Origin of the sequence: Nocardia implantans, assembly GCF_035544775.1 — a bacterium.
Lineage (GTDB): Bacteria > Actinomycetota > Actinomycetes > Mycobacteriales > Mycobacteriaceae > Nocardia > Nocardia implantans.
The window spans coordinates 35,671-56,910 of sequence record NZ_JAYKYQ010000010.1; the positions used below are offsets into that span (position 1 = coordinate 35,671).

General features: G+C 66.1%; 22 protein-coding genes and 1 pseudogene. 14 read left to right on the plus strand and 9 right to left on the minus strand.

The features are described 5' to 3' along the window. The first annotated feature begins 196 nt into the window (after window positions 1-196). Complete coding sequence (locus U3653_RS23070; protein ID WP_195078880.1) at window positions 197-442, plus strand: hypothetical protein; 246 nt, start codon at window positions 197-199, stop codon at window positions 440-442. A gap of 73 nt (window positions 443-515) precedes the next feature. Here U3653_RS23070 and U3653_RS23075 read toward each other — a convergent pair whose 3' ends face one another. After that, window positions 516-845 (minus strand): hypothetical protein, encoded by a 330-nt coding sequence (locus U3653_RS23075; RefSeq protein WP_195078881.1) that lies wholly within the window; start codon window positions 843-845, stop codon window positions 516-518. 141 nt (window positions 846-986) lie between these two features. Here U3653_RS23075 and U3653_RS23080 point away from each other — a divergent pair, with 141 nt between their 5' ends. The 3 genes from U3653_RS23080 to U3653_RS23090 all read left to right on the plus strand — a co-directional run bounded on the left by U3653_RS23080 (window position 987) and on the right by U3653_RS23090 (window position 4,119). Then, complete coding sequence (locus U3653_RS23080; RefSeq protein ID WP_195078882.1) at window positions 987-2,825, plus strand: DNA cytosine methyltransferase; 1,839 nt, start codon at window positions 987-989, stop codon at window positions 2,823-2,825. A gap of 95 nt (window positions 2,826-2,920) precedes the next feature. Further along, on the plus strand, window positions 2,921-3,778 hold the full coding sequence (locus U3653_RS23085) for a DUF5131 family protein (protein WP_195078883.1): 858 nt from the start codon (window positions 2,921-2,923) through the stop codon (window positions 3,776-3,778). Further along, window positions 3,766-4,119, plus strand: coding sequence for a hypothetical protein (locus U3653_RS23090; protein WP_323124749.1), 354 nt, complete (start codon window positions 3,766-3,768; stop codon window positions 4,117-4,119). The genes U3653_RS23085 and U3653_RS23090 overlap by 13 nt, the downstream gene beginning before the upstream one ends. Window positions 4,120-4,203: 84 nt before the next feature. Here the strand turns inward: U3653_RS23090 and U3653_RS23095 are convergent, their stop codons facing one another. The 3 genes from U3653_RS23095 to U3653_RS23105 all read right to left on the minus strand — a co-directional run bounded on the left by U3653_RS23095 (window position 4,204) and on the right by U3653_RS23105 (window position 5,341). Further along, the gene (locus U3653_RS23095; protein ID WP_195078884.1) at window positions 4,204-4,359 is read right to left on the minus strand and encodes a hypothetical protein; all 156 of its coding nucleotides are present in this window, start codon (window positions 4,357-4,359) and stop codon (window positions 4,204-4,206) included. 173 nt (window positions 4,360-4,532) lie between these two features. Continuing rightward, window positions 4,533-5,039, minus strand: coding sequence for a hypothetical protein (locus U3653_RS23100; protein WP_324722465.1), 507 nt, complete (start codon window positions 5,037-5,039; stop codon window positions 4,533-4,535). 110 nt (window positions 5,040-5,149) lie between these two features. Further along, window positions 5,150-5,341 carry a DUF6011 domain-containing protein gene (locus U3653_RS23105; protein ID WP_195078886.1) on the minus strand — a complete coding sequence of 64 codons (192 nt, stop codon included), beginning with the start codon at window positions 5,339-5,341 and terminating at the stop codon, window positions 5,150-5,152. Window positions 5,342-5,965: 624 nt separating this feature from the next. Between U3653_RS23105 and U3653_RS23110 the strand changes: the two genes are divergently transcribed. The 4 genes from U3653_RS23110 (at window position 5,966) to U3653_RS23125 (ending at window position 11,686) form a co-directional block, all read left to right on the plus strand. Continuing rightward, complete coding sequence (locus U3653_RS23110; protein ID WP_195078887.1) at window positions 5,966-6,277, plus strand: hypothetical protein; 312 nt, start codon at window positions 5,966-5,968, stop codon at window positions 6,275-6,277. A gap of 58 nt (window positions 6,278-6,335) precedes the next feature. Continuing rightward, window positions 6,336-6,539 carry a hypothetical protein gene (locus U3653_RS23115; RefSeq protein WP_195078888.1) on the plus strand — a complete coding sequence of 68 codons (204 nt, stop codon included), beginning with the start codon at window positions 6,336-6,338 and terminating at the stop codon, window positions 6,537-6,539. 371 nt (window positions 6,540-6,910) lie between these two features. Further along, window positions 6,911-9,928 (plus strand): Tn3 family transposase, encoded by a 3,018-nt coding sequence (locus tag U3653_RS23120; protein ID WP_195078889.1) that lies wholly within the window; start codon window positions 6,911-6,913, stop codon window positions 9,926-9,928. Window positions 9,929-10,423: 495 nt separating this feature from the next. Then, window positions 10,424-11,686 carry an IS110 family RNA-guided transposase gene (locus U3653_RS23125; protein ID WP_195078968.1) on the plus strand — a complete coding sequence of 421 codons (1,263 nt, stop codon included), beginning with the start codon at window positions 10,424-10,426 and terminating at the stop codon, window positions 11,684-11,686. Window positions 11,687-11,724: 38 nt separating this feature from the next. Here U3653_RS23125 and U3653_RS23130 read toward each other — a convergent pair whose 3' ends face one another. Next, window positions 11,725-12,948, minus strand: coding sequence for a lycopene cyclase family protein (locus U3653_RS23130; RefSeq protein WP_323124750.1), 1,224 nt, complete (start codon window positions 12,946-12,948; stop codon window positions 11,725-11,727). Window positions 12,949-12,957: 9 nt separating this feature from the next. After that, entirely contained in the window at window positions 12,958-13,725 is a 768-nt protein-coding gene (locus tag U3653_RS23135) for a polyprenyl synthetase family protein (protein WP_195078890.1), read from the minus strand. Between the two features lie 379 nt (window positions 13,726-14,104). Between U3653_RS23135 and U3653_RS23140 the strand changes: the two genes are divergently transcribed. Together U3653_RS23140 and U3653_RS23145 are read left to right on the plus strand one after the other, a co-directional pair. Continuing rightward, window positions 14,105-15,115, plus strand: coding sequence for a tyrosine-type recombinase/integrase (locus U3653_RS23140; RefSeq protein ID WP_195078891.1), 1,011 nt, complete (start codon window positions 14,105-14,107; stop codon window positions 15,113-15,115). Window positions 15,116-15,195: 80 nt separating this feature from the next. Continuing rightward, a pseudogene (locus U3653_RS23145) lies at window positions 15,196-15,566 on the plus strand (Tn3 family transposase); the annotation flags it as partial. Between the two features lie 45 nt (window positions 15,567-15,611). Here the strand turns inward: U3653_RS23145 and U3653_RS23150 are convergent. Further along, window positions 15,612-16,862, minus strand: a complete 1,251-nt coding sequence (locus U3653_RS23150) for a lycopene cyclase family protein (RefSeq protein ID WP_195078892.1) — start codon at window positions 16,860-16,862, stop codon at window positions 15,612-15,614. 67 nt (window positions 16,863-16,929) lie between these two features. Here U3653_RS23150 and U3653_RS23155 point away from each other — a divergent pair, with 67 nt between their 5' ends. The 3 genes from U3653_RS23155 to U3653_RS23165 all read left to right on the plus strand — a co-directional run bounded on the left by U3653_RS23155 (window position 16,930) and on the right by U3653_RS23165 (window position 19,404). Further along, window positions 16,930-17,238: a recombinase family protein gene (locus U3653_RS23155; protein ID WP_323124751.1), complete on the plus strand. Its 309-nt coding sequence runs from the start codon at window positions 16,930-16,932 to the stop codon at window positions 17,236-17,238. A gap of 351 nt (window positions 17,239-17,589) precedes the next feature. Then, entirely contained in the window at window positions 17,590-17,763 is a 174-nt protein-coding gene (locus tag U3653_RS23160; protein ID WP_195078893.1) for a hypothetical protein, read from the plus strand. A gap of 981 nt (window positions 17,764-18,744) precedes the next feature. After that, window positions 18,745-19,404, plus strand: a complete 660-nt coding sequence (locus U3653_RS23165) for a hypothetical protein (protein ID WP_323124752.1) — start codon at window positions 18,745-18,747, stop codon at window positions 19,402-19,404. A gap of 5 nt (window positions 19,405-19,409) precedes the next feature. Here U3653_RS23165 and U3653_RS23170 read toward each other — a convergent pair whose 3' ends face one another. Then, complete coding sequence (locus U3653_RS23170; RefSeq protein WP_195078894.1) at window positions 19,410-19,898, minus strand: hypothetical protein; 489 nt, start codon at window positions 19,896-19,898, stop codon at window positions 19,410-19,412. A 248-nt stretch (window positions 19,899-20,146) separates the two neighbouring features. Between U3653_RS23170 and U3653_RS23175 the strand changes: the two genes are divergently transcribed. Further along, the gene (locus U3653_RS23175; protein WP_195078895.1) at window positions 20,147-20,323 is read left to right on the plus strand and encodes a hypothetical protein; all 177 of its coding nucleotides are present in this window, start codon (window positions 20,147-20,149) and stop codon (window positions 20,321-20,323) included. 106 nt (window positions 20,324-20,429) lie between these two features. Here U3653_RS23175 and U3653_RS23180 read toward each other — a convergent pair whose 3' ends face one another. Then, window positions 20,430-21,239, minus strand: coding sequence for an AAA family ATPase (locus U3653_RS23180; RefSeq protein ID WP_195078852.1), 810 nt, complete (start codon window positions 21,237-21,239; stop codon window positions 20,430-20,432). Window position 21,240: the final 1 nt, after the last annotated feature.

The following is a 21,240-nucleotide window of genomic DNA, read 5'->3' on the forward strand; positions in this document are numbered from 1 at the left end:
GGGTGGAAGTGCGCTGGTTGGAGTGGGTTTGGGGGAGGAAACGCGATGAGGGTCGCGGGGGTAGAGGGTTTGGGTATGAGCACTGGAGGTGTGAGTTACCGACAGCTCCGGAGCTTCACCGTTACGCTCACACCACACCGAGACGGTGCTCGACCGCGAGCGGGCGCGCGCCGGAGGGAAGGGGAGGTGCGGCGGGATGACTCAATACCGGTTCGAGTGCACGCACTGCATGCTCGGATGGCACGAGACGCCCTACTGCCCGTACCGGCGGCCACAGCCGCCTGCGATCACCCCGGAGAGGATGGCCGCGGCGGGGCGACTTCTCCAGCTGGAACGGGAGGGCGTGATCGACCTGACCCCGTTCCGCCGCAGCACGTTCTGGTGGGTACCGCGAGCGCTCCTGGTGTTGCTCGTGTTCGTCGTGCTGGTGATCCTGATCTGACCGGGGCGAGAAGAGGCCCGCATACCAGCGTGGGACCTCTTCCGTCTGTTCTTATGTCGTGGCGCGTGGCCGGTCAGGCTCCGCGCGAGTAGTCCTCGTGCCAGGTCTCGAGGACCGACAGCGGCCAGTAGAGGCGATACAGGATGCGGTGGGGGGCGGGGAAGGGGGCCTTCTTCGGCCCGCCGCGCGCCAACCAGCCGGTGACGGTGCGCGAGGGGATTTCGGTGATCGCCTCGACCCCGGCGATGTCGACCCACATGTCCCCGTTCGGCAGTTCCGGCAGGCCGAGGAGGCGGCCGGCGGGGAGCTGCTCGCCGTCGGCGCGGGCCTGGCGGATCTGCGCGGATCGGTCCGCCAGGTCGAGGTCTTCGACCGGCCGGGTTCGGGTGGGGTCGGGCGGCATTCGGAAGTCGCTTTCTGTCAGGGCTTCACGGCGTCGCCGACGAGTCTAGGACAGGTTTGCAGTGTCAAAACTGTAGCAGCCCCCCGAGTCGCACTGTACAGTTTTATTACTGCACAGTTTTGGAACTGCAAGGAGGGGTTCATGTCCCGACGTGACTCGACCAGGCCGCGCACCGCTACGCATCGGCCCGCGACTCGTCGTCGCCGGTTCCGCCACGACGATCTGGTCGCGGTGGATCTGTTCTCGGGGTTCGGTGGCCTGACCAGGGGAATCGAGATGGCCGGATTCACCACGATCCTGGCGGCCAACCACAACACCTACAAAGTCGAGGTCCACGAGGCGAACCACCCGCACGCGCAGCACTGGATCGCCGACCTCGTCGATCCGGATGCGGCGGACTATCACTCTGCCCGCGACCTGCCCGCCGCGGACCTGCTGGTGGCGGGGGTGTCGTGTGTGAACCACAGTCAGGCGAACACGCAGAAGGCCTACGAGCAGGGCGTGAGCCTGTTCGACCTCGACGACCCCGACTACGAGGATCGCGTGACCCGCTCCGAGCGGGACCGGGCGACCGCCAATTGCGTGCTGCACTACGCGGATCGGAATCATCCGCGCATGATCCTGGTCGAGTGCACGACCGAACTCACCTCGTGGGGTCCGGCGATTCCGGGCCGCCGCAAGGTCGGTGACGGGTCGACGTACCGGTGGTGGCTGCGCGCGTTCGGCAACCTCGGCTACGAGCACAAGATTCTGTATCTGAACTCGATGTTCTTCGGGGTACCGCAGAGCAGGGATCGGCTGTACATCGTGTTCTGGGATCGCCGTCTCCCGGCGCCGGATCTGGATCATCGGCCGTTGGCGCGGTGCGGGCACTGCGACGAGGTCGTGGAAGCGGTGTGGTCGTGGAAGACCGGTGTGCCGCCGACCGGCGCGGTCCGCTATGGCACCCAGTACAACTACCGCTGCCCGCGCTGCCACCGCGAGGTCGTGCCGACGATGACACCGTCACTGCACGCGCTGGACCTCACCAACCTGGGCACCCGGATCGGGGACCGCAAGCGCCCGTTGCGGCCCGCGACGATGGCGCGCGCGGAACGCTGCCGAGCGAAGTTCGCCGAATTCCCGGCGATCCTCATGCCCGCCAAGAGCGTGCACGGCACCGAACGAACCCTGAGCCAGCCCCTGGCCACCCAGACCAGCCAGCAGGAAACCGCGCTGCTGTCGACCGGGCACGTGTTCGCCGCACACCGCCACAACGGCGACGGCCAGCACTTGAGCCGCCCGATGGACACCGTGACCTCCACCCACGAGAAGGCGGTGCTGCTCGCGGTCAACAACTTCCAGGGCGCACCGCGCGGGGCCGATGACCCGCTGCCCACCCAGGGCGGCTCGCAGACGCTGAGTCTGCTCTCGACGGGAGTGGTGCCGTTCCGGAAGAACACGCTGCCGACCACCTACGCCGAAGCGATGCCGACTGTCACTTCCGAGCAGATCCCCGGCGTGCTCACCGCCGCCGGGGTGATCAAGAACAACGGCGCCATCGACGAAGCGAAGTACCGCGCCCACCCGGTCGCGGACCCACTGGGCACCATCACCGCGTCCGCGTCGCAGGCCCTGCTGTTCGGCGGCTGGTACAAGCAGAACGGGCCCTCGGGGACCGAGACCGCACCCCACCCGGTCATCGACCCGTTCGGGACCTTGACCTCCCGCGATACCACGGGCCTTCTCACCGCCGGATGGCGAGCTGCGCTGGCCGATCTCGCGCTGGAGGACTGCTACTTCCGCATGATGGCCGCCCACGAAGTGGGCCGCGGCTGCGGATTCGACACCGACTTCCCCGGCCACACCGGCGAGTTCGTCGTCTGGGGGACCGCACGCGACCAGGTCGACGGCTTCGGCAACGCCGTCTCCCCGGCGGTCGGTGCCTGGATCGGGCAACGGCTGCGTGCGGTGCTGCACACCGCAGAGGCGATCGCATGAGCGTCCCGGCGCCGACTGCCGGGGGCCAGCCGGGATTCCCGTGCACCAGATCTTCAGCAGACCGTCTACAACCAGAAGACAGGACAGGACCTGAAATGACCGCGATCGAATGGACCGACGTCACCTGGAACCCGGTCACCGGGTGCGACCGCATCAGCACCGGGTGCGACAACTGCTACGCGATGGGCATGGCGAAACGGCTCAAGGCGATGGGCTCGGCGAAGTATCAGCGTGACGGCGACGCGCGCACTTCCGGGCCGGGGTTCGGGGTTACCGAACACCCCGACGCGCTCGATATCCCGCGCCGCTGGCGTACTCCGCGCATGGTTTTCGTGAACTCCATGTCGGATCTGTTCCACGCCAAAGTCGGCGAGGATTTCGTCCGGGCGGTGATCGACGTCATCGCCGCCACCCCGCAGCACACCTACCAGGTGCTGACGAAGCGCCCGTCGCGGGCGCGGCGGCTGGCCGAACGAGGGTTGGTGTTCCCGCCGAACCTGTGGCTGGGCACCAGCGTCGAGAACGGCGCGGTCACCCACCGCATCACCGATCTGCTCGCCACACCGGCCGCGGTGCGGTTCCTGTCGTGCGAACCGCTGCTGGGGCCGATCGACCTGGACCGGTTCCTGTTCACCCGCACGTGCCCAGGGGGCTGCGGTTGCCGCTGGCCGGATGACGCGGACCGGTTCGAATGCGCCTGCGGCGGCGAATGCGCCGAATGGCGGCCCGAACCCGCGATCGATTGGGTCATCGTCGGCGGAGAATCCGGACCGAACGCGCGCCTGATGCACGCGGACTGGGTACGCGACCTGCGGGATCAGTGCGTGGAGGCCGGGACGGCGTTCTTCTTCAAGCAGTGGGGCGGGCGCACCCCGAAGTCGGCCGGCCGCGAACTCGACGGCCGGATCTGGAACGAATTCCCTACGAATAGGAGTGCATCGTGCCGAGGCTGATGTCGGTCTCCCTGACCGAGGACGCGGTCCGCGACCGCAGAAAGACCGTCACCCGCCGCATGGGCTGGCTCACGCTGACGCCCGGCACCCGGCTCACCCTGTGCCGCAAGGTCATGGGCCGCAAGCCCGACGAGCCGCTGGTCCGTATCGTCGACGTCGTAGTCCTCGACGTCCGCCGCGAGCGCCTGGCACTCATCGGTCCCGACGACGTCGAGGCCGAGGGCTTCCCGGACATGACCCCGGCGGCGTTCGTGGAGTTCTTCTGCGGCAGCCATAAGGGTTGCACCCCGGATACGGTCGTCACCCGGATCCGGTGGCGGTATCTCGACGACGCCGAGTAACTTCCGCCGCGCGTGCTGTGAGCCGCGCTGTCTCGACTCCCCGGCCGAGACAGCGCGGCCTTCTTGTTCGATGGGCTACCGCATTCAGTTCCCCAGGTCGTCGGTCAGCAGGTGGACCAACCTGTCGCCCAAGCCTCGTAGCGCGCCGGAGATCACCATCCATGCCGCCTCCTTGGGCCGCTGCTGTCGTTCGCGATCGGCAGGGCTGGAGGGGGTGTTTTCGTTTCGATCTGTGTTCATGCGGCGAGAAGGTAGGGAAGGGGGGTGCAGGTGCGGTTGACCTGCGCTTATCCCGTTCCCGGGCTGGGAGTCATCCATACGCCGGACAGTAGGAAATTCCGGCGCTTCCACCAAACATCTATTGACCAGGCAAAACTCGCCAGCGAACCACACCGGGGTGCAGCGGCACGCAGCTATCTCGGCGCTGCGGATGTGGGTGCGGTCGAGCTCGGGGCCTCGGATCCGACCGCCGCGTGGATGGTGATCTCCGGGGCGGGGGCGCCGGGGGCGGGAGGGGTCTCGATCCGGTCGATCACTGGCGCTACCGCGTTGTAGACCGCACCGGCCAGTGTCTCGTCATGCGCGGCGGCTCCGCCGTGGGCGTTGTAGTCGAGGATCTTCAGGTAGTCGACCATCTGCGGGCCGGTCAGCTCGACGGTCACCATCCCGTCCGGGTCTTCGATCAGATTCCTCGGCTTATCGATAACCCGACGCTTCTCGTAGTTCTCATCGCTCTTGGTCCGGGCCCACAGGTCCTTGGTCATGTGGAGTTTGAACACTTGTACGGTGGCCGCCTTACGTTCGCGATCGGCCTGCTCTTTCGGCGAGTCCGTCGTGCAGCCGATGGTCAGGGCCAACATCCCGGCCGAGACTGCAACAGCGAACGCTCGAACAACCGACCCGCTACGACGACTGAACATCCCCGAAACCCCCTTGCTCGCAGCCCTTTACGACGACAGGTCCACTCAGGGTACGGAGCAACTCCGACATGCGAGTCCCAAATCTCCTGTACCGAAGGCGGATTGGTGACCTATGCGGCGATGGTGAACAGGGTCAGCTCCTGCGGATACTGTGCTGCTGCGGCGCGCTGTTCGGCGCGTTCGCGGGTGGCGCAGGTCGGTCCGATCCCTCGGGCGACCGACTGCGGCGACAGCAGCCAGCCGCCGCAGCGGCGGCAGTGCGCGACCAACCTCACCATGGGCCGGTCATCCGTGGCGGCCATTCGTTCTCCTCCGGCCAGGGGCAGCTCTGTTGGCGAAGTGTGGCATGACGAGCCGACATCGAGCGCCGTGCCAAGCGTTGATCAGTTCGACTTGAATTGACGACCTCTCGCTTACAAGGCCGATTCTCTACCGACCACACAGACAGGGGCTCCAAGCCTCGAATTCGCTGGTTGGGGTTCGGTCCGCAAGGACTTGCACCCCCGTCGCCTATGTTGCGCCGCCATGGATAGGGATCCACAAACCTGCCGACTACCAGCCGCGGCATCCACACCAGGGACACGGCCTGTCGGAACCGGCGATGACTGCGGCCGTGGGCTACTCTCGACCGCAGTCATCGCTGCTGGCCGCGGGCCGGGCGTCGTCATCGACCCCGAAGGGCCGGCCATGACCGTCGTCCGCCACCCAGGCATTCCCACACTCGCCGCGCGCTCCGGTGCCGTCCGCACGGCCACGCAAGGCGTACCCCGAACCTGCTGGCCGCGCGGCGGTGCCGACGGGCAGCTAGTCGGGGAACAAAAGAGAACAAACACAGAACATTCGAGGCCCTCTCGGCGTCCTAGGCTTCGACGCGTTGACGCCCTGACCCCCACTGGCCTGCGTTCCCTACCTGCGGAGACTCGCGAGTGCCGCAGCGGGAGAACTTCCCCGAACCAGGCCAGATCATGAACGAGATCGCTTCCTTGGCCGCCGCGACCCCGGCCGGGATCACGCTGTGGCTGCTGCTGCGCGACCCGATCCGTTCCAGCGGAGTGGTCGCCGTGCTCGTCGCGGTCTTGTCCAAGGACAAGGAGCGCCGCAAGGCCGCCCTGCAGGTGGTCGAGTGCCTCAATGGGCAGAGCCGCGGTGGACAGCGGTCGCTGGCGCGCAGGCTTACCCGCGGCCGCACACCGCCGCCTCCACCTCAGCTGGCGGGCTCTGACGAGCCAAACCAGTGACGGATCCGGGTGGCGACGTCCGGACATCCTGTCGGTGCCCGGGGTGACCATTCGGGGTATGCAGCTTCGCTCATACGACCAGGGCGGTCCACTCATCCCGCACCCGGTCACCCTCGACGCGGAATGGAACGCCGAGTGCGGCCATCACCTGTCGGCGTGGTGCCTGGGCTGCTCGACGTGCACCGACTGCACCCAGACCTGCTACTGCGGCGCGGCCGAAGACGAGGACCCGCCCGGCTACCTACTGGATCTCGCCAGCTGACCTCGCTCAGGTCGAGCGTGTCGCCGGATGCTCGCAGTCCGGAGCGACCGGCGGGGTGTAGACGACGTGACCACACCGGACGCACCAGTGGAGGCGATGGACGCCGCCGACCTGCAAGCAGGCCAGGGACCCGACCAGCATCCGCCTCGGGCCGAACCGCTGCCCGCAGCACGGGCAGGCCTCGGGCCACGGCTCGGCCCAACGGCCGTTGCGCAGCCGGTACGGGGTCGCCGTAGTATCTGCCGAATTTCGGGCGGATATGGCGTAGCGGCTTGGTAGGGCAGGGTTTCGTGTTCGGGGTGCGGGGCTGGGTGGTTGGTGCTTGGCTTGGCTGCCGATGAGGTTGGTCGGCGTGCTGGAGGTCGGGGTTCGTGGCGACGAGGGTGTTCGCGGACGAGGAGTTGGAGCGTCTGCGGGGGTTCCCGGAGATCAGTCGCGAGGAGTTGTTCCGGTATTTCACGCTGGGCCCGGCTGATCTGGCGTTTGTGGATCCGGGTCGTGGCCGGGGTGCGGCGGATCGGTTGGGGCTGGCGATTGCGTTGTGCACTCTGCCGTGGCTGGGGTTCGTGCCGGACCGGTTGACGACGGCGCCGCCTGTGGCGGTGGCCCGGCTCGCCGAGCAGCTTCGGGTGGATCCGGTGGAGATCGGCTCGTACGGCAAGCGCGCCAAGACCCGTACCGAGCATGTGCGGCTGGCCGCTCAGTATCTGGGCTGGCGGGCGGCCGGACCGCTGGAGTCGAAGGAACTGGACGAGTTCCTGCTGGCGCGGGCGATGGAGCACGATTCCCCAACGCTGCTGTTCCGACTCGCTTGCGAGTATCTGATCTCAGCACGGGTGATCCGGCCGGGCCCGGTCACGGTGGTGGAACGAGTCGCCCACGCCCGCCACCAGGCGCAGACCGAGACCTACGACCGCCTCGCGCATGAGTTCACGCCTGAGCGGTGTGCGGAGCTGGACTCGTTGTTGGTCACCGACGACTCGCTCGGGGTTTCGCGGTTGCGGTGGCTATCGACGGCGCCGGTGGAGGCGTCCGCGCAGGCGGTGAAGGCCGAGGTCGACAAGCTGGGTTTCCTGCGCGGGCTGGGCGCGGACCGCCTCGATATGTCGGTGCTGCCCGCCGAGCGACGCCGGTTCCTGGCCACGATGGGCCGCCGCCTGACCCCGCAGGCCCTCGAACGTCGTGACCCGCAGCGCCGCTACCCAATTCTGTTGACGGTGCTGGCGCAGTCGGCCACCGATGTGCTCGATGAGGTGGTGGCGCTGTTCGATCAGGCGATCTCGGCGAAGTTCGGCCAGGCGGATAGGCGCATGCAGCAGCAGTTGGCCGAGCGCGGAAAATCCGGTGAGGATCGCCAAGCGCTGTTGGACGAGCTGCTGGCTATCGTCACCGATCCGCAGATCGGCGATGAGGAGATCGGTGGTCTGATCCGGGGCGATGCGATCGGGTGGGCTCGGTTGCGGGCGGCGATTGCGCAGGCCAAACCGCGTCTTCCGCGTGATCACGGGCATCTGGCCGCGCTGGATTTGTCCTACAACTATCTGCGGCAGTTCACCCCGGCGGTGCTGGCGGCGGTGCGGTTCGCCGGCGGGACCGCGGCGACCGAGCTACTGATCGCCGTGGACATGCTGCGTGAGATGAACGCGACCGGCCGCCGCAAGGTGTTCGACGAGGCCCCGGCCAGGTTCGTCCCGACCAAGTGGCACGGCTACCTCGACGAGGCCCGGAAATCGGGCAGCGTCACCGCGTACCGGCACTACTGGGAGCTGTGCGTGCTGCTGGGGCTGCGCGACGGGCTGCGTAGCGGGGATGTGTACGTGCCGGGCTCGCGCCGCTACGCCGACCCGGCCGCCTACCTGCTCACCACCGACCAATGGGCCCCGCAGCGCGCCGAGTTCTGCCGACTGGTCGGCAAACCCGCCGACGCCGGTGAAGCCCTGGCCGCAGTGACCGACGAGTTGCACGAGGCGGTCGGGGAGCTGGAGGCGGTGCTGGCCGGTGGGGACGGCCCGGTCCGCGTGGACGAGAGCGGGGACCTGGTGATCTCGCCGCTGACCGCCGAAGACGTCCCCGACGAGGCGAAGTCGTTGAAGGCGGAGCTGACCGAGATGCTGCCGTTCGCGCCGATCGTGTCACTGCTGATCGAGCTGGACAAACGCACCGGCTACCTGGACTGCTTCACCCACGCCTCGGGCAAACAGACCCGCACCCCGGAGCTCAAGCGCAACCTCATCGCGGTGCTGCTGGCGCACTCGACGAACCTGGGGTTGACCCGGATGGCGGAGGCGTGCGGCATCTCCTATGACATCTTGGCGTGGACGTCGGAATGGTATGTGCGGGAGGAGACCCTGCGCGCGGCGAATCTGGCGATCATCGATTACCACCAGCGATTGCCGCTGACCAGGGTGTTCGGTGCGGGCACGCTGTCCTCGAGTGACGGGCAGCGGTTCCCGGTGCGTGGTAAGTCGACCTCGGCGCGGGAGATGGTCATCCACGGCGGGCGGGTGCTGTCGACCTACACCCATGTCACCGATCAGCACGCCACCTACGGCACGAAGATCATCGTCGCCACGAAACGCGAAGCGCACTACGTGCTCGATGAAATCCTCGGCAATGCCACGGATCTGCCGATCACCGAACACGCCACCGATACCCACGGCGTGACCCTGGTGAATTTCGGGCTGTTCGACCTGCTTGGGATGCAGCTCTCACCCCGGATCCGGGACCTGGGAAAGATCACCCTCTACCGGCCCGGACCCCGCCGTGAGACCGAGGCCCGGTTCCCCAACGCCGGACCGCTGATGACACGGCGGGCCAACCTCGAGCTGATCGCCGAGCACTGGGACGACCTACTCCGGTTGGCCGGGTCGCTGAAGTTCGGGCACTCCACCGCCTCGCTGCTGGTCGGCAAGCTGTCCGCGTCCGGGCGGCAGAACACCCTGGCCACCGCGCTCAAGGAGTACGGCGCGGTGCGCCGCACCGTCTACGCTGCCCGCTACCTGTCCGATTCCGACTATCGGCGCGAGATCTCCCGCCAGCTCAACAAGGGCGAGTCCTTGCACGCGCTGCGCCGGGACCTGTTGTATGCCCATGAGGGCATGATCCGGGCCCGCCAGCTCGAAGACCAGACCGAGCAGGCGTGGTGCCTGACTCTGGCCACCAACGCCGTGATCGCCTGGACCACCGAGTACTACGGGCTCGCGGTCGAGCAGATGCGGCGGGCCGGGTGCCGGATAGATGACGATGTGCTGGCCCATATCAGCCCGGCCCACAGCGAGAACATCAACTTCTTCGGCGCGATCGAGGTCGACATCGACGCCGAACTCGCCGCACTCGGCCCGACCGGGTATCGGCCGCTACGGGTGCGCGACACCCTACTTATCTCCTAACGGTTACTCGGTCTGTTGCTCGACACCTTGTGACACCCTTGGTTCTTCGAAGCCTCAGAACAGGCGAGGTGCGGAATGGTCCTGTGATCGTTGGGTGGCCGACCAGGCTGAGCACACATTCCATGAGATGGAATAATTCTCGGAGAATGCTTCTCAGCACTATGGCCAGGCCCGCTCGCCTGCCGCTGCTATCGATCCGTGTGCATCACCATGGGCCAAAGGTCTGGAGAGCTCAGCGGCAGGCGAAGCGGCCGAGGAGGGCAACGGCGTGGCGGCCTTGTCCGGTGGACGTCGGCGGTTGAGATAGCTCGTGGTACGAGTCCGCTTGCACGACAGGACGCCCCGTTCAACGTGAGCCGTTCGAGCTCTGGAAGGGACTGGCGCCGTGCGGGTGTGCTGGGATCGCGAACGGCTCATCGGAGGCAAGCCCGCAGAGGCTCGTAAGTAGGACGCCGCGCGTTCTCGCCTGGTCTTGGACCAGCAGGAACACCTGACCTGATGGAGGAAAGATTGAACCGATTCTGCGGCGTGGACTGGGCTGAAGGGCATCACGACATCGCGATTGTCGACCAAGACGGCACCTTGCTCGCAAAGAAGCGGATCGCCGACGACCCAACAGGATTTGCCGAACTGACCGATTTGTTGGCCAACGTCGGCGACACCGCCGCCGATCCGATCCCGATCGCGATCGAGACCCCGCGCGGGCTCATGGTTGCCGCCCTACGCGCGGTGGGGCGCCCGGTGTTCGCGATCAATCCGATGGCGGTAGCTCGCTATCGTGAGCGCCACAGCGTCGCCCGAGCGAAGTCTGATCACGCCGACGCGATGACGCTCGCGAACATTCTGCGCGTCGATTCCCACATGCACCGCCAGTTGCCCGAGGACAGTCAACTCTCCCGAGCGATTGCGGTTCTCGCTCGTGCACAACAAGATTCGGTCTGGCGCCGCACCAAAGCCGGAAACGAACTGCGGAGCCTGCTGCGCGAGTATTACCCGTCCTTTCTAGCGACGTTCGCTCACGGAGCAGCAACCAACCTGGCTAAACCCGAAGCACGTGCCGTTCTCGCCATCGCGCCGACCCCCGCCCAGGCGGCCAGGCTCACAAAGGCCCGCATCGCCGCCGCACTGCGGCGCGCGGGACGCCAGCGTGGCATCGATGACCTCTCTGCCGAGATTCTCGAGCAACTCAGGCAGCCGCAACTGCGGCAACCCGAGCTGGTGGAGAAAGCGATGGGCCGACACGCCCTCGCTCTGCTGGCCACTCTCAACGCCGCCTGCACCGGAGCCGACGACTTGGAACAGGCCGCAGCTGAGGAATTCCGCAAACATCCAGACCACGCGATCATCACGAGTTTCCCGGGCCTGGCCGATCTCACCGGCGCGAGGGTGCTCGCTGAAATTGGCGACGATCGAAACAGATTCGCTGATGCCCGGGCATTGAAAGCCTACGCAGGATCTGCACCGGTGACACGGGCGTCTGGCAAGACGATCTCCATCACCCATCGCAGGATCAAAAACGACCGGCTGATCGCTGCGGGATGGGTCTGGGCCTTCACTGCATCCAGTAAGTGCAGGCCGGCTCGACAGCATTACCTTCGCCGACGAGCGAACGGAGACCGGCATGCCGCCGCGCTGCGTCATCTACTCAACAAGATGCTCGGCCAACTGCACCATTGCCTACAGTTCCGCGAGACCTTCGACCCTCACAAAGCCTTCGCCCACATCGCCGACACACCGCCAGATCGAGTCTCCGCTTGACTCTAAGCGTCATCGGAGGTCTGTTCTGACTGGTTGTCTCAGGGGGAGGTCCAGGTGCTGAGGTGTGATTGCTGCGTGTGGTCTGGCGCGGCGCTGAAGGGGTAGTCCGTCCAGCGGTTGCGGTTGGTCCAGCCGACGAAGTCGAACCGCCAATGGAACGGCCATGTGTGGGCGACCGTGTTGACAAGCAGCGCGGCGAGTGTCATGTAGTCGTCACGGGTGGACAGTACGGCGCGCTGGCCACGGGGTGCGGCGCTGAAGAACGAGTCGAACGCAGCGACCGACTGTTCGGTGGTCAGCCTGCCCAGTCCCCAAAGTCCGCGGACACGCATCCAGTACACCAGTCGCGCTTGCCAGGGCCACAGCGCGGCCACCGGGTCCTTTCCTTGTTGCAGGGCAGTGACCACGGTGTCTGCCAGCGTCAGGGAATCGGCCACGCTGTATCCGGTGGCCGGGTTCATCATGCCGCCGCGGGCGCCGAACCCGACCACCTGCCCGGTACGGCTTTTCGGCGGCGGTTCATGCAGCGGATAGTGGGCGGCCTCGCACGTCTCGTTGCCCGTGAGTCGGATGCCGTGGGCGGCGAGCCGATTCGCTGTCCGCTTGCGCAGTTCGTGTTGCGGCATGCCGCCACGCAAGCCCAGGCTGGTTTCCTCGAAAACGACTGTTCCGTCGCCCAGTGGCATCGCATACAGGAATGAGGGTGGTTCCTTCGAGCTGGTGCCGTTGTCGGGTCGCCAATCCATCAGCAGGCCCTCACCATCGCCGACCATCGGCGCCGCGGTGTCGGCGTCGACGAAGATGCCGTGGGCGCTTGCCGCGCGGCGCCGAGCCACCGACGTGGATCCGCGAGTATCGAAAACCGTTGCCGCGGTGATTGCGGACCCGTCAGAGAGCTCTACTCGATGCGGCTCGACCCGCGTTGCACGAGCAGCCAGGATGTGGGCATCGTCAAGCGGCAATGCCGAGCGGAGCCCAGGTTTGGACAGTACGCAGTACTCACGATCGATGCGATGCCGCCTGGTGGTCCAGACGACGGGCTGCGTGATGCGCGTAGCGATCACTGTCGCGGGCAGCCATGAGGGGAGTTCGTCCACCCAGCAGCCGAAGGTAGGTGGCCACAACCGGTCCGGGCGCGGGTCCACCGCAGCCACGGTCAACCCGGCCCTCATGGCGCGATGTGCCAGTGCTCGGCCTGCGGGGCCGAGCCCGACTACGCAGATGTCGACCTTTGGTGTCCTGCGAGCAATGCTGCCGATCAATGCGGTCCCTTATACCGCGCGTTCCACGAGATGGCGCACGAGCCGCCGAAGGCCCTCGACACCAGCACCGTCGGGCAAAGCGGACAATTCAGTGTCCGCGAGATCGGCATGCTGGTGCAGCTGTTGCCTGACCGATTCCTCGATGCCCGCCGGGCCAGCGAAAGCCGGCACGGCGCCAGCGAGGTCGTCGGAGATGTGCACAACCGTGCCGACGACGGCCCCGAACCTGGCCAGCTGTTCAACATAGTCGCCGCTCGCGCCGGAGAACATGCCTCCGAACCGGCAGCACGCACTGATCAACGTGGCGGTCTTCTCCCGGGCGACGTGCAGGTAGTTTGCGACCGAGTCTACCTGCTGTGTAACGAATTTCGCGCGCATCTGCCCGGTAACCACCGTGGCGAACGTCTCCGCGACGATGCGGGCCGCATCCGGGCCCAGCGTCGACACCAGCACCGATGCATGCGCGGACAGATAATCACCGGTCAGGATGTCGATGTCATGTCCGCGCCGAACCGACATACCCGGAGAAGGCCGACTCACTGGGCCTTCATCACGTATCCGACCGTGACACAGCGTGGCGAGATGAATGAGTTCGACAACCGTCGCCGCGGTCACCAATGCCGGGTCATCAGGCCGGGGACCAACCTGGCCGGCAAGGACGGTGAACAGCGGACGAAGACGCACGCGATCGGCTGCTACTGGCACCGGTGCGGGCCGACGCAAGGTGTCGTCGAGTCCGGCGAACTTGCCTGCCAGTGTTTTCTCGACCTCCGTCATGGCAGCATCCACCCCCTCCGGAAGTTCGAAAGCACCGCCATCGAGACCGGCTACAGCATCCAAGGAACTCGCAGGATTACCGGTACTCCCCCCTGCCGTCGTGCTGACCAACCCGTTCATACGCTCCCGACCCACCATCCAGTCTGTTCACGCTCGCACCACGAGCACATACAACTCGACCACTGAACCTACCGACGATGACGGCCGCTTCCCGCCGACGAGAAACATCCAACCGGGGTACATGTCCGGCCGCAGAGGTCCACCCCCAGATAACGGGCTGTTATCCGTGGTAACGTGAGGATCGGCTTGGGGCTGCGCCTTCCGCTCGATGCGCGAAGCGGACCCGTTATCCGTGGCAAGCCCGATGGAGGACGCCGCCATGCCCGCCACCGTCCACCGGCTCCGCACGTCCGTCAGCCCGCAAGTCATCGACGCGGCCAATGACTTCCTGGACACGATCCGCTCACCCAACACCCGGCGTTCCTACACCACGGCCGTGGTGAAGACCGCGAACCACCTCATGGGCACCGACCCCACCACGGGCCTGCCGAACTTCGGCCGCCTGCTCGCCGACATCGGCGACGACGAGATCGGCGACGCGCTGGAAGCCCTCTGGGGCGACGCGGCGGTCAATACCTGGAACGCGCGCCGCGCCGCGGTGCTGGCATGGCTGGCGTGGTGCCGCGAAAACGGCAGGACCGCGCCGGCGGTCCCCGACCGCGCCAAGCGCTGCACCCCACCCGACTCCGACACCCCGGTCCGGTCCCGCGCCGCGATCGACCGGCTCATCGCCCGCCGCGACATCCATATCCGCGAGAAGACATTGTGGCGGATGCTGTACGAAACCTGCGCCCGCGCAGAGGAACTGCTCGGAGTCAACATCGAAGACCTCGACCTCGCGGGTCGCTGCGCCCCAGTGAAGTCCAAGGGTGCCAAGCCACGTACCCGCCGCCGCGGCGCGACCCACGCCGAACACGTCCTGGAAACCGTGTACTGGGACGCCGGAACCGCGCGGCTGCTGCCCCGGCTCATCAAGGACCGCACCCACGGGCCGCTGTTCGTCGGCCACCGCAAGCCCGGCCCCGGCAAGTACCTCGGCGACCGCGACGTGTGCCCGGACACCGGGTACGCGCGGCTGTCCTACGAACAGGCCCGCGCCCTGCTCGACGACGCCACCGCCACCGACGGACCCGGAACCGGCTGGGATCTGCACGAACTGCGGCACTCCGGGCTCACCCAACTCGGCGAGGCCGGCGCGAGCCTTCTGGAGCTGATGGCCAAGTCCCGCCACCGCAAGCCCGAGAACCTGCGCCGCTACTTCAAACCCTCACCCCAGGCCATGCGCGACCTGACCAGCCTCATCGGTCCGAACGCCGACCGCCGCCGATGACGCCACACCTCATGTACCTGGTGACACGATCCTTGCCGACGCTCGTTTGCCGTTGGTGACACGTTTCTTACCGGCACCCCTACCGGCGCAAGATCTCGCGCCAGCTCAACAAGGGCGAATCCATCCATGCCCTCAAACGCGGCCTCATCTACGCCCACGAAGGAGCGTTCCGCGCCCGTCACCTGGAAGCCCAGGCCGAACAAGCCTGGTGCCTGACCCTGGCCACCAACGCGGTAATCGCCTGGACGACAGGGTATATTACGGGCTCGCGGTGGACCAGATGCGCCGTCAGGGCCGCCGGATAGACGACGATGTGCTGGCCCACATCTCACCCGCGCACAGCGAGAACATCAATTTCTTCGGTGCCATCGAGGTCGACATCGACGCCGAACTCGCCGCACTCGGACCCACCGGCTACCGGCCGCTACGTGTCCGCGACACGTTGTTCTGATCGCGCCCCCTCTACCGATGCGAGGTGCGGGAGTGTGTCCTCGAGTCAGTGGGATCCGGCCTGACCGTTGTTTCCCCGACCGCCGTGTTCGGGGGGATCGAAGTCGTATCCCACCCACCGGTTGCGGTTGGTCCAGCCGACCAGGTCGTAGCGCCAGCGGAACGGACGCAGGTGCGCGACGGTGTTGAACAGTACGGCGCCCAGCGCGGTGTAGTCGTCGTGGGCGGACAGCAACGCCCGCTGCCTGCGCGGGGAGGCTTGGAAGAAGGACTCGAACATCGCGATCGACTGGTCGGTGGTCAGCCGGCCCAGGCCCCACAGCCCGCGCATCCGCATCCAGTAGACCAGCCGAGCCTGCCACGGCCACAGTTCGGCAACCGGATCACGCTCATCGCACACCGCGGCGACGGCGGTGTCCACCAGCGCCAGTGAATCGGCCACGCTGTAACTGGTGGTCGGGTGCATCATGCCGCCGCCCGAGCCGAACGGAATCACCGTGCCCACCCCGCTCTTCGGTGGCGGTTGATCCAGTGGGTAGTGCGGGGACTCACTCGGCTCGTCACCGGTTAACCGGATGCCATGAGTGGCGAGCCGTTTCCGCAAACGCTTGCGAAGTTCATGCTGGGGCATTCCGCCGCGCAGCCCGAGGCTGGTCTCTTCGAAAACCACCGTGCCATCACCCACCGGTACCGCGTACAGAAACGACGGCGGCTCGTGCGGGCCCGCGCCGTTGTCAGGGCGCCAATCCAGCAGCAATCCCTCACCCTCGGCAAGCATCGGCGCCGCCGTTTCGGCGGACACGAAGACGCCGTGCGCGCTGACCGCACGCCGTTGTTTCACCGACGGTAGCCCGCGGGCGTCGAACACCACCGCCGCGCGGATGATCCTGCCGTCAGCGAGTTCGACTTCGTGGGCGTCCACCCGAGTAGCCCGACCGGCAATCACGGTTGCGTCGTCCAGCGGCAACGCATCGCGCAGTCCCGGCTTGGACAGCACACAGTACGGTCGATCGATCCGGTGCTCGGTGCTGGTCCACGCCGTCATGGCCTCCATACGGGCGGCGATTACGCTCGCAGGCAGCCACCGCGGCAGCTCATCAACCCAGCAAGCATAAGTCGGTGACCACAACCGCTCCGGTCGCGGATCGATCGCGGTCACATACAACCCGGCACACATCGCACGATGCGCCAAGGCGCGACCCGTCGGACCCAGGCCGACCACACAAACCTCTATTTCCAAGCCCACCGAGGCAGTATGCACACATCCCCCCGAAACCCCACTGCTGGAAACGCCCATCCCAGGGCAGGCGCCGCTCCAGCCCCAAACGCATCCACGGGTCCGTCCGCGCCGCACACGGGATACGATGACCTGGCATCAGACGGTGTTCCGTAAGCCCCCGTTCGGCAAGCTCTTCCTGCAAACCCTCGCGATGGTCGCCGAATTCGAGGCCAACCTGAACCACCTGCGCACGCGCGAGGGCATGGCCAAGGCCCGCGCGAAAGGCCGCCTCAAGGGCAAACAGCCGAAACTGCCTCTGGCAGCTCGCAAAACGATACACCGGCGCTACCACGACCCCAACGACGACGCGAGCCTCGCGGACCTGGCCGACGAGTACAGCGTCGGCCGCTCCACCATCCACCGCATCGTCAGCGGCACCACACCACACACGTAAACCCACCGGAACCGAAATACGCCATCGCTGCTGGTCCAGCCATATGTGTTGTTCTTCGCGCGATCACTACCGGGACCCCCGCAAGGCCGAAAACCTACGCCGCTACTTCAAACGATCCCCGCAGGCGATGCGCGAACTGACCAGCCTCATCGGCCCCGGCACTTCCCGCACCCACTGACCAGCAGCTACGCCAAATCCGCCCGAAATTCGGCCGATACTACGGCGACCCCGGTACAGACGGCCGGGTTCGACGACCCGGCCGTCGCTGAGCCGGTAGACCAAGCGCAGAGGTTCGAACACGTTTTCGATCATGTCACGTACCGGTCGGTCTGGCGGGATAGGCTCGCGGCTATGGTTCAGGTCGGTGACAAGGTGCTCTTGGTAGCGAACGGCGTCTCCGTGTTCGAGGTCCTTGAGCTCGACGAGGAGGGCTACGCGCTCGTGGAATCCGTGCTCGAGGACAGTCCCGGCCGGTACCCGTTCAGCGTTCGCGCCGACTCGCTGGTGCCCGCCCCGGAGGCGTAAGGACGCCCGCAAGGCTCTCGGGCCATCTGGCAAAAGGTTGCCCGCTGCTTGGCCCAAGGTTGCCCTGGTCGTTGAGTTTTCCCAGGCCACCGCATGTGCCATTTGGCAAACGGTGGGTACAATTCGGCACGTAAGTTCTTGTCCGCTTAAGGACAAAACCCGCGCGAAGTGCCCGGAACTCCGAAGAGCCCCGGGCGCCTCAAGCAGCTAGGTGATCCCTCAGTTTCGCAGGCCGAGCAGGATCGCCAGCGCATGGACCGCCGACTCAGCAGTCGCTCTGATCGCTGAGTCGGCGGTTGCGTTTTGCGCACCGTGCTTCAGCAGCCAGTAGGCGTTTGCCGCTGCTCGAACCCAGGTGAGTGAGTCGAGCAGACGCTGGAGATGTCTCCAGCGCGGTCTGGACGGGGTGTTCGTTTCGGGCGCAGTGGGTTGCACGCACGCCCTCCTCTCTTGCTCGGTGTTGCCCGCCGCGGGCGCGACGGCCGCGACCACCCCGAACTACTCGGAGAGATCCCAGCTGCCGCACTCGCCGGCGAACCACCCGGACGGATCCCCTTGCGGGGCCGCCGAAGAGAGGAGCGACCGGCCGAATCAAGTTGCCCTGACTAACGCCAACCGATCGAGATGAATTTTAGGTGCGATCGCCGACGAAAGCTCGTTGGGTTACCGACAACTTGCGAAACGACGCCGACGCAGCCCTCCCGGGGAACTGAAACCGTTCCGAACTGACCCGAAACTGCTCAACGGCCCCTGAGGGGCGGCTTAGCCAGCGGCTCGCGGATCCGTCATTTCGTCACTGGCGCCTTCGTCGGCCAGGATCCGAAGTAGGCAGATTCAGCGGCCCGCAGGGGCCGCAATGTGGCAGACAAAGCGAGAGGGACCCCGCTCAGGCGGGGCCCCTCTCTGATGTTCTTTTGTCCGCGGGGGGAGGCCGAAGCCCGCAAGTCCCACGACTCGTGAGATCGAGTGTACTTTCTGTGCGTGCCGAGCGCCAAGCCAACCGATGAAGCAGCGATTTGCGACGTGCTGAGTGAGCCACGCTCACGGACGTACATCACTGCTGTTGGGGGCGACAAGGCGAAGGCCATGGCTCTCTATGGGTGGAACGCTCGCATAGCCGCCGCGTTCATGCTGCCGTCGCACTTCGCCGAGGTCGCGACCCGCAACGCCGCGTCGGAGGCCCTCACCGCCATCTACGGCCCGCAGTGGCCGTGGAACACCACGTTCGCGCAAAGCCTGCCATCCCCGGCAGCGCCCACGTACAGCCCGAAACGAGACCTGCTCGCCGTACGCAGCCAGCACCGAACAACCGGGAAGGTCGTCGCGGAACTCAAGTTCGCGTTCTGGCAGAGTATGTTCACGTCACGTCACGATGTGCGCGTGTGGGATCCCCACATCCTGACCTTGTTCCCCAACGCTTCAGGCCTGACGGCCCGGCAACTTCGCAGCCGGATCTATACCGACCTCGAAGTGATCCGCAAGCTGCGTAACCGCATAGCTCACCACGAGCCCATCTTCGCTCGGAACCTCAACGACGACCTCATGCGGATCCTCGAGCTGATCGAACTGCGCTCGACTCCTACCATCGACTGGGTCCTCGCGATGGAAGACGCCAGCGCCATCCTCATCGAACGCCCCTGAGCCGATTAGAACGGCGGTTCGTCGTCAGATCCGCTCATCGAGGCGAGCTGGCGTGATCGCGCGGCTTCTGCTGCTTCCTGTTTGGCCTTCTGCTCTCGCGTCCGCGGCAGTGCGGTCACCGATCCGTATCTGGCCATGCGGTAGCACCAATGAAGCTCGTCACGATGGGACCGGGTGCGCTCCCACCCACCGAAGCTGGAGTTGCCGTCGTCGTCGGGTTCGATGTCATCCGGATCCACGTTGGCGATCTGACACAGGGCCAAGAAGATCACCTCTACGGTCTCCCACTGCGGGAGGGTTATCGCACCCAACGTGCGGCGGATCGTCTCGTGGTTGGCCGTGCCTTTCCGCTGATCGTCGTCCAGTTCCTCAATGGCTCGGGCGATCTTTCTCATGGGTGGGTCGCCCGCGGCGATGTAGAACCGCCACAGCATGTCGATCAACGGCCAGTGATTCTCGGGCACGTCAGTTGGTCTGGACAGGCGCGGCGGCATTGCGCGTTCTCCTCTTCATCGGCCAGATAAGACTACTTATGCCACCTTTTGACTGCCATTGACCACTCTGTGACTGGCTTTGCCCACCGGTAATTCGGCCAAGACGCCGTGTCGTCTTTCATTGAATACCACTCAAACCCGCAGGTCAGCATTGGTATGTGGTGTCAACGGACGCCAACCGCTCCAGCAATCGGGCGGTCGAGAGCGTCGCCTCGCCCAAGGCGGCAGAGGTTTGCGGGAGGTCGTTGATGAGCGAGGACGTCGATCAGCAGTGGCATCGGGTGCTGTCCGAGCGGAACAGGCTGCGAGGGGATCTGGAGGCGCTAGCCGACGCGCTGCGCAAGTACCACGACGATCATCACGTTGGCGCGGCCCGGTGGTGTGATGCTCCGCCGTGCCAGTTGTTGTTCCGGGCACGTCCTTGACGAGAGGGGGCCCACGCCCAGATCGACCGATGCTCACCGATAGTCACGTTGAGGTACACCCCAACACCTGTGACTCGCGGTGGTAGATGGCGGTGTTCTCGCACCGTTAGGTGGCGCCGATGACGAGGGTGCTGCGGGCGGTTTCGACGACGTCGGCGGTGATGGTGTGGAGTTCGTTGATTTTCATGATCCGGTGGATTTGGGCGAACAGTCGTTGCAGGAGGCGGAAGTTGCCGCTGGTGATGCGGGCGACGGCGGCGACGGCTTGGGCGTCGGTGAAGTCGTCGGGGTCCAGTTGCAGGCCGAGTCTGTGCCAGTGTCGGGTCAGGACGAAGGTGAGTTCTTCGCCGGTCAGGGGCCGGTAGTGGTGGGCGAAGCCGACGCGGCTGTAGAGCTGCGGGTAGCGGGAGAAGGTTTTCTCGATGCCGGGCATGCCGATGAGCAGCAGCCCGTGGTCACCGCGGTCGTACTGGTCACGGAGGTGTTCGATCGCGGTGGCGGACAGGCGTTCGGATTCGTCGATGACGACCAGCTCGACGTAGTCAACGGTCCGGTGTTCGCGCCGGGTGGGGCAGACGTGCTGGTCGATGCAGATGTTGACCCGGTTGTGCAGCAGCTTGAGCTCGTCGCGGAGTTGCCGTAGCGGCGCGGCCACGGTGGGGGTGTAGTACACGGTGCGCGAGCGGGCCAGTGCGGCGTAGACGTCTTTGTCGGATTCTTCGCGCGGGCCCCAGGTGCTCAGCAGGTGGTCGGCCTTGTCCCAGCGCGCGTAGCGGGATGCCGAGAGTGTCTTCCCGATTCCCGCTGCGCCGTAGCAGATGCCGATGGTTCGGTCGCGTTTGACGGTGTCGGCGAACTCGATGAACCGGCGGTGTTCCTTGGTGGCGATGAACGGCCAGTTCCGCGGCGTGGGCACG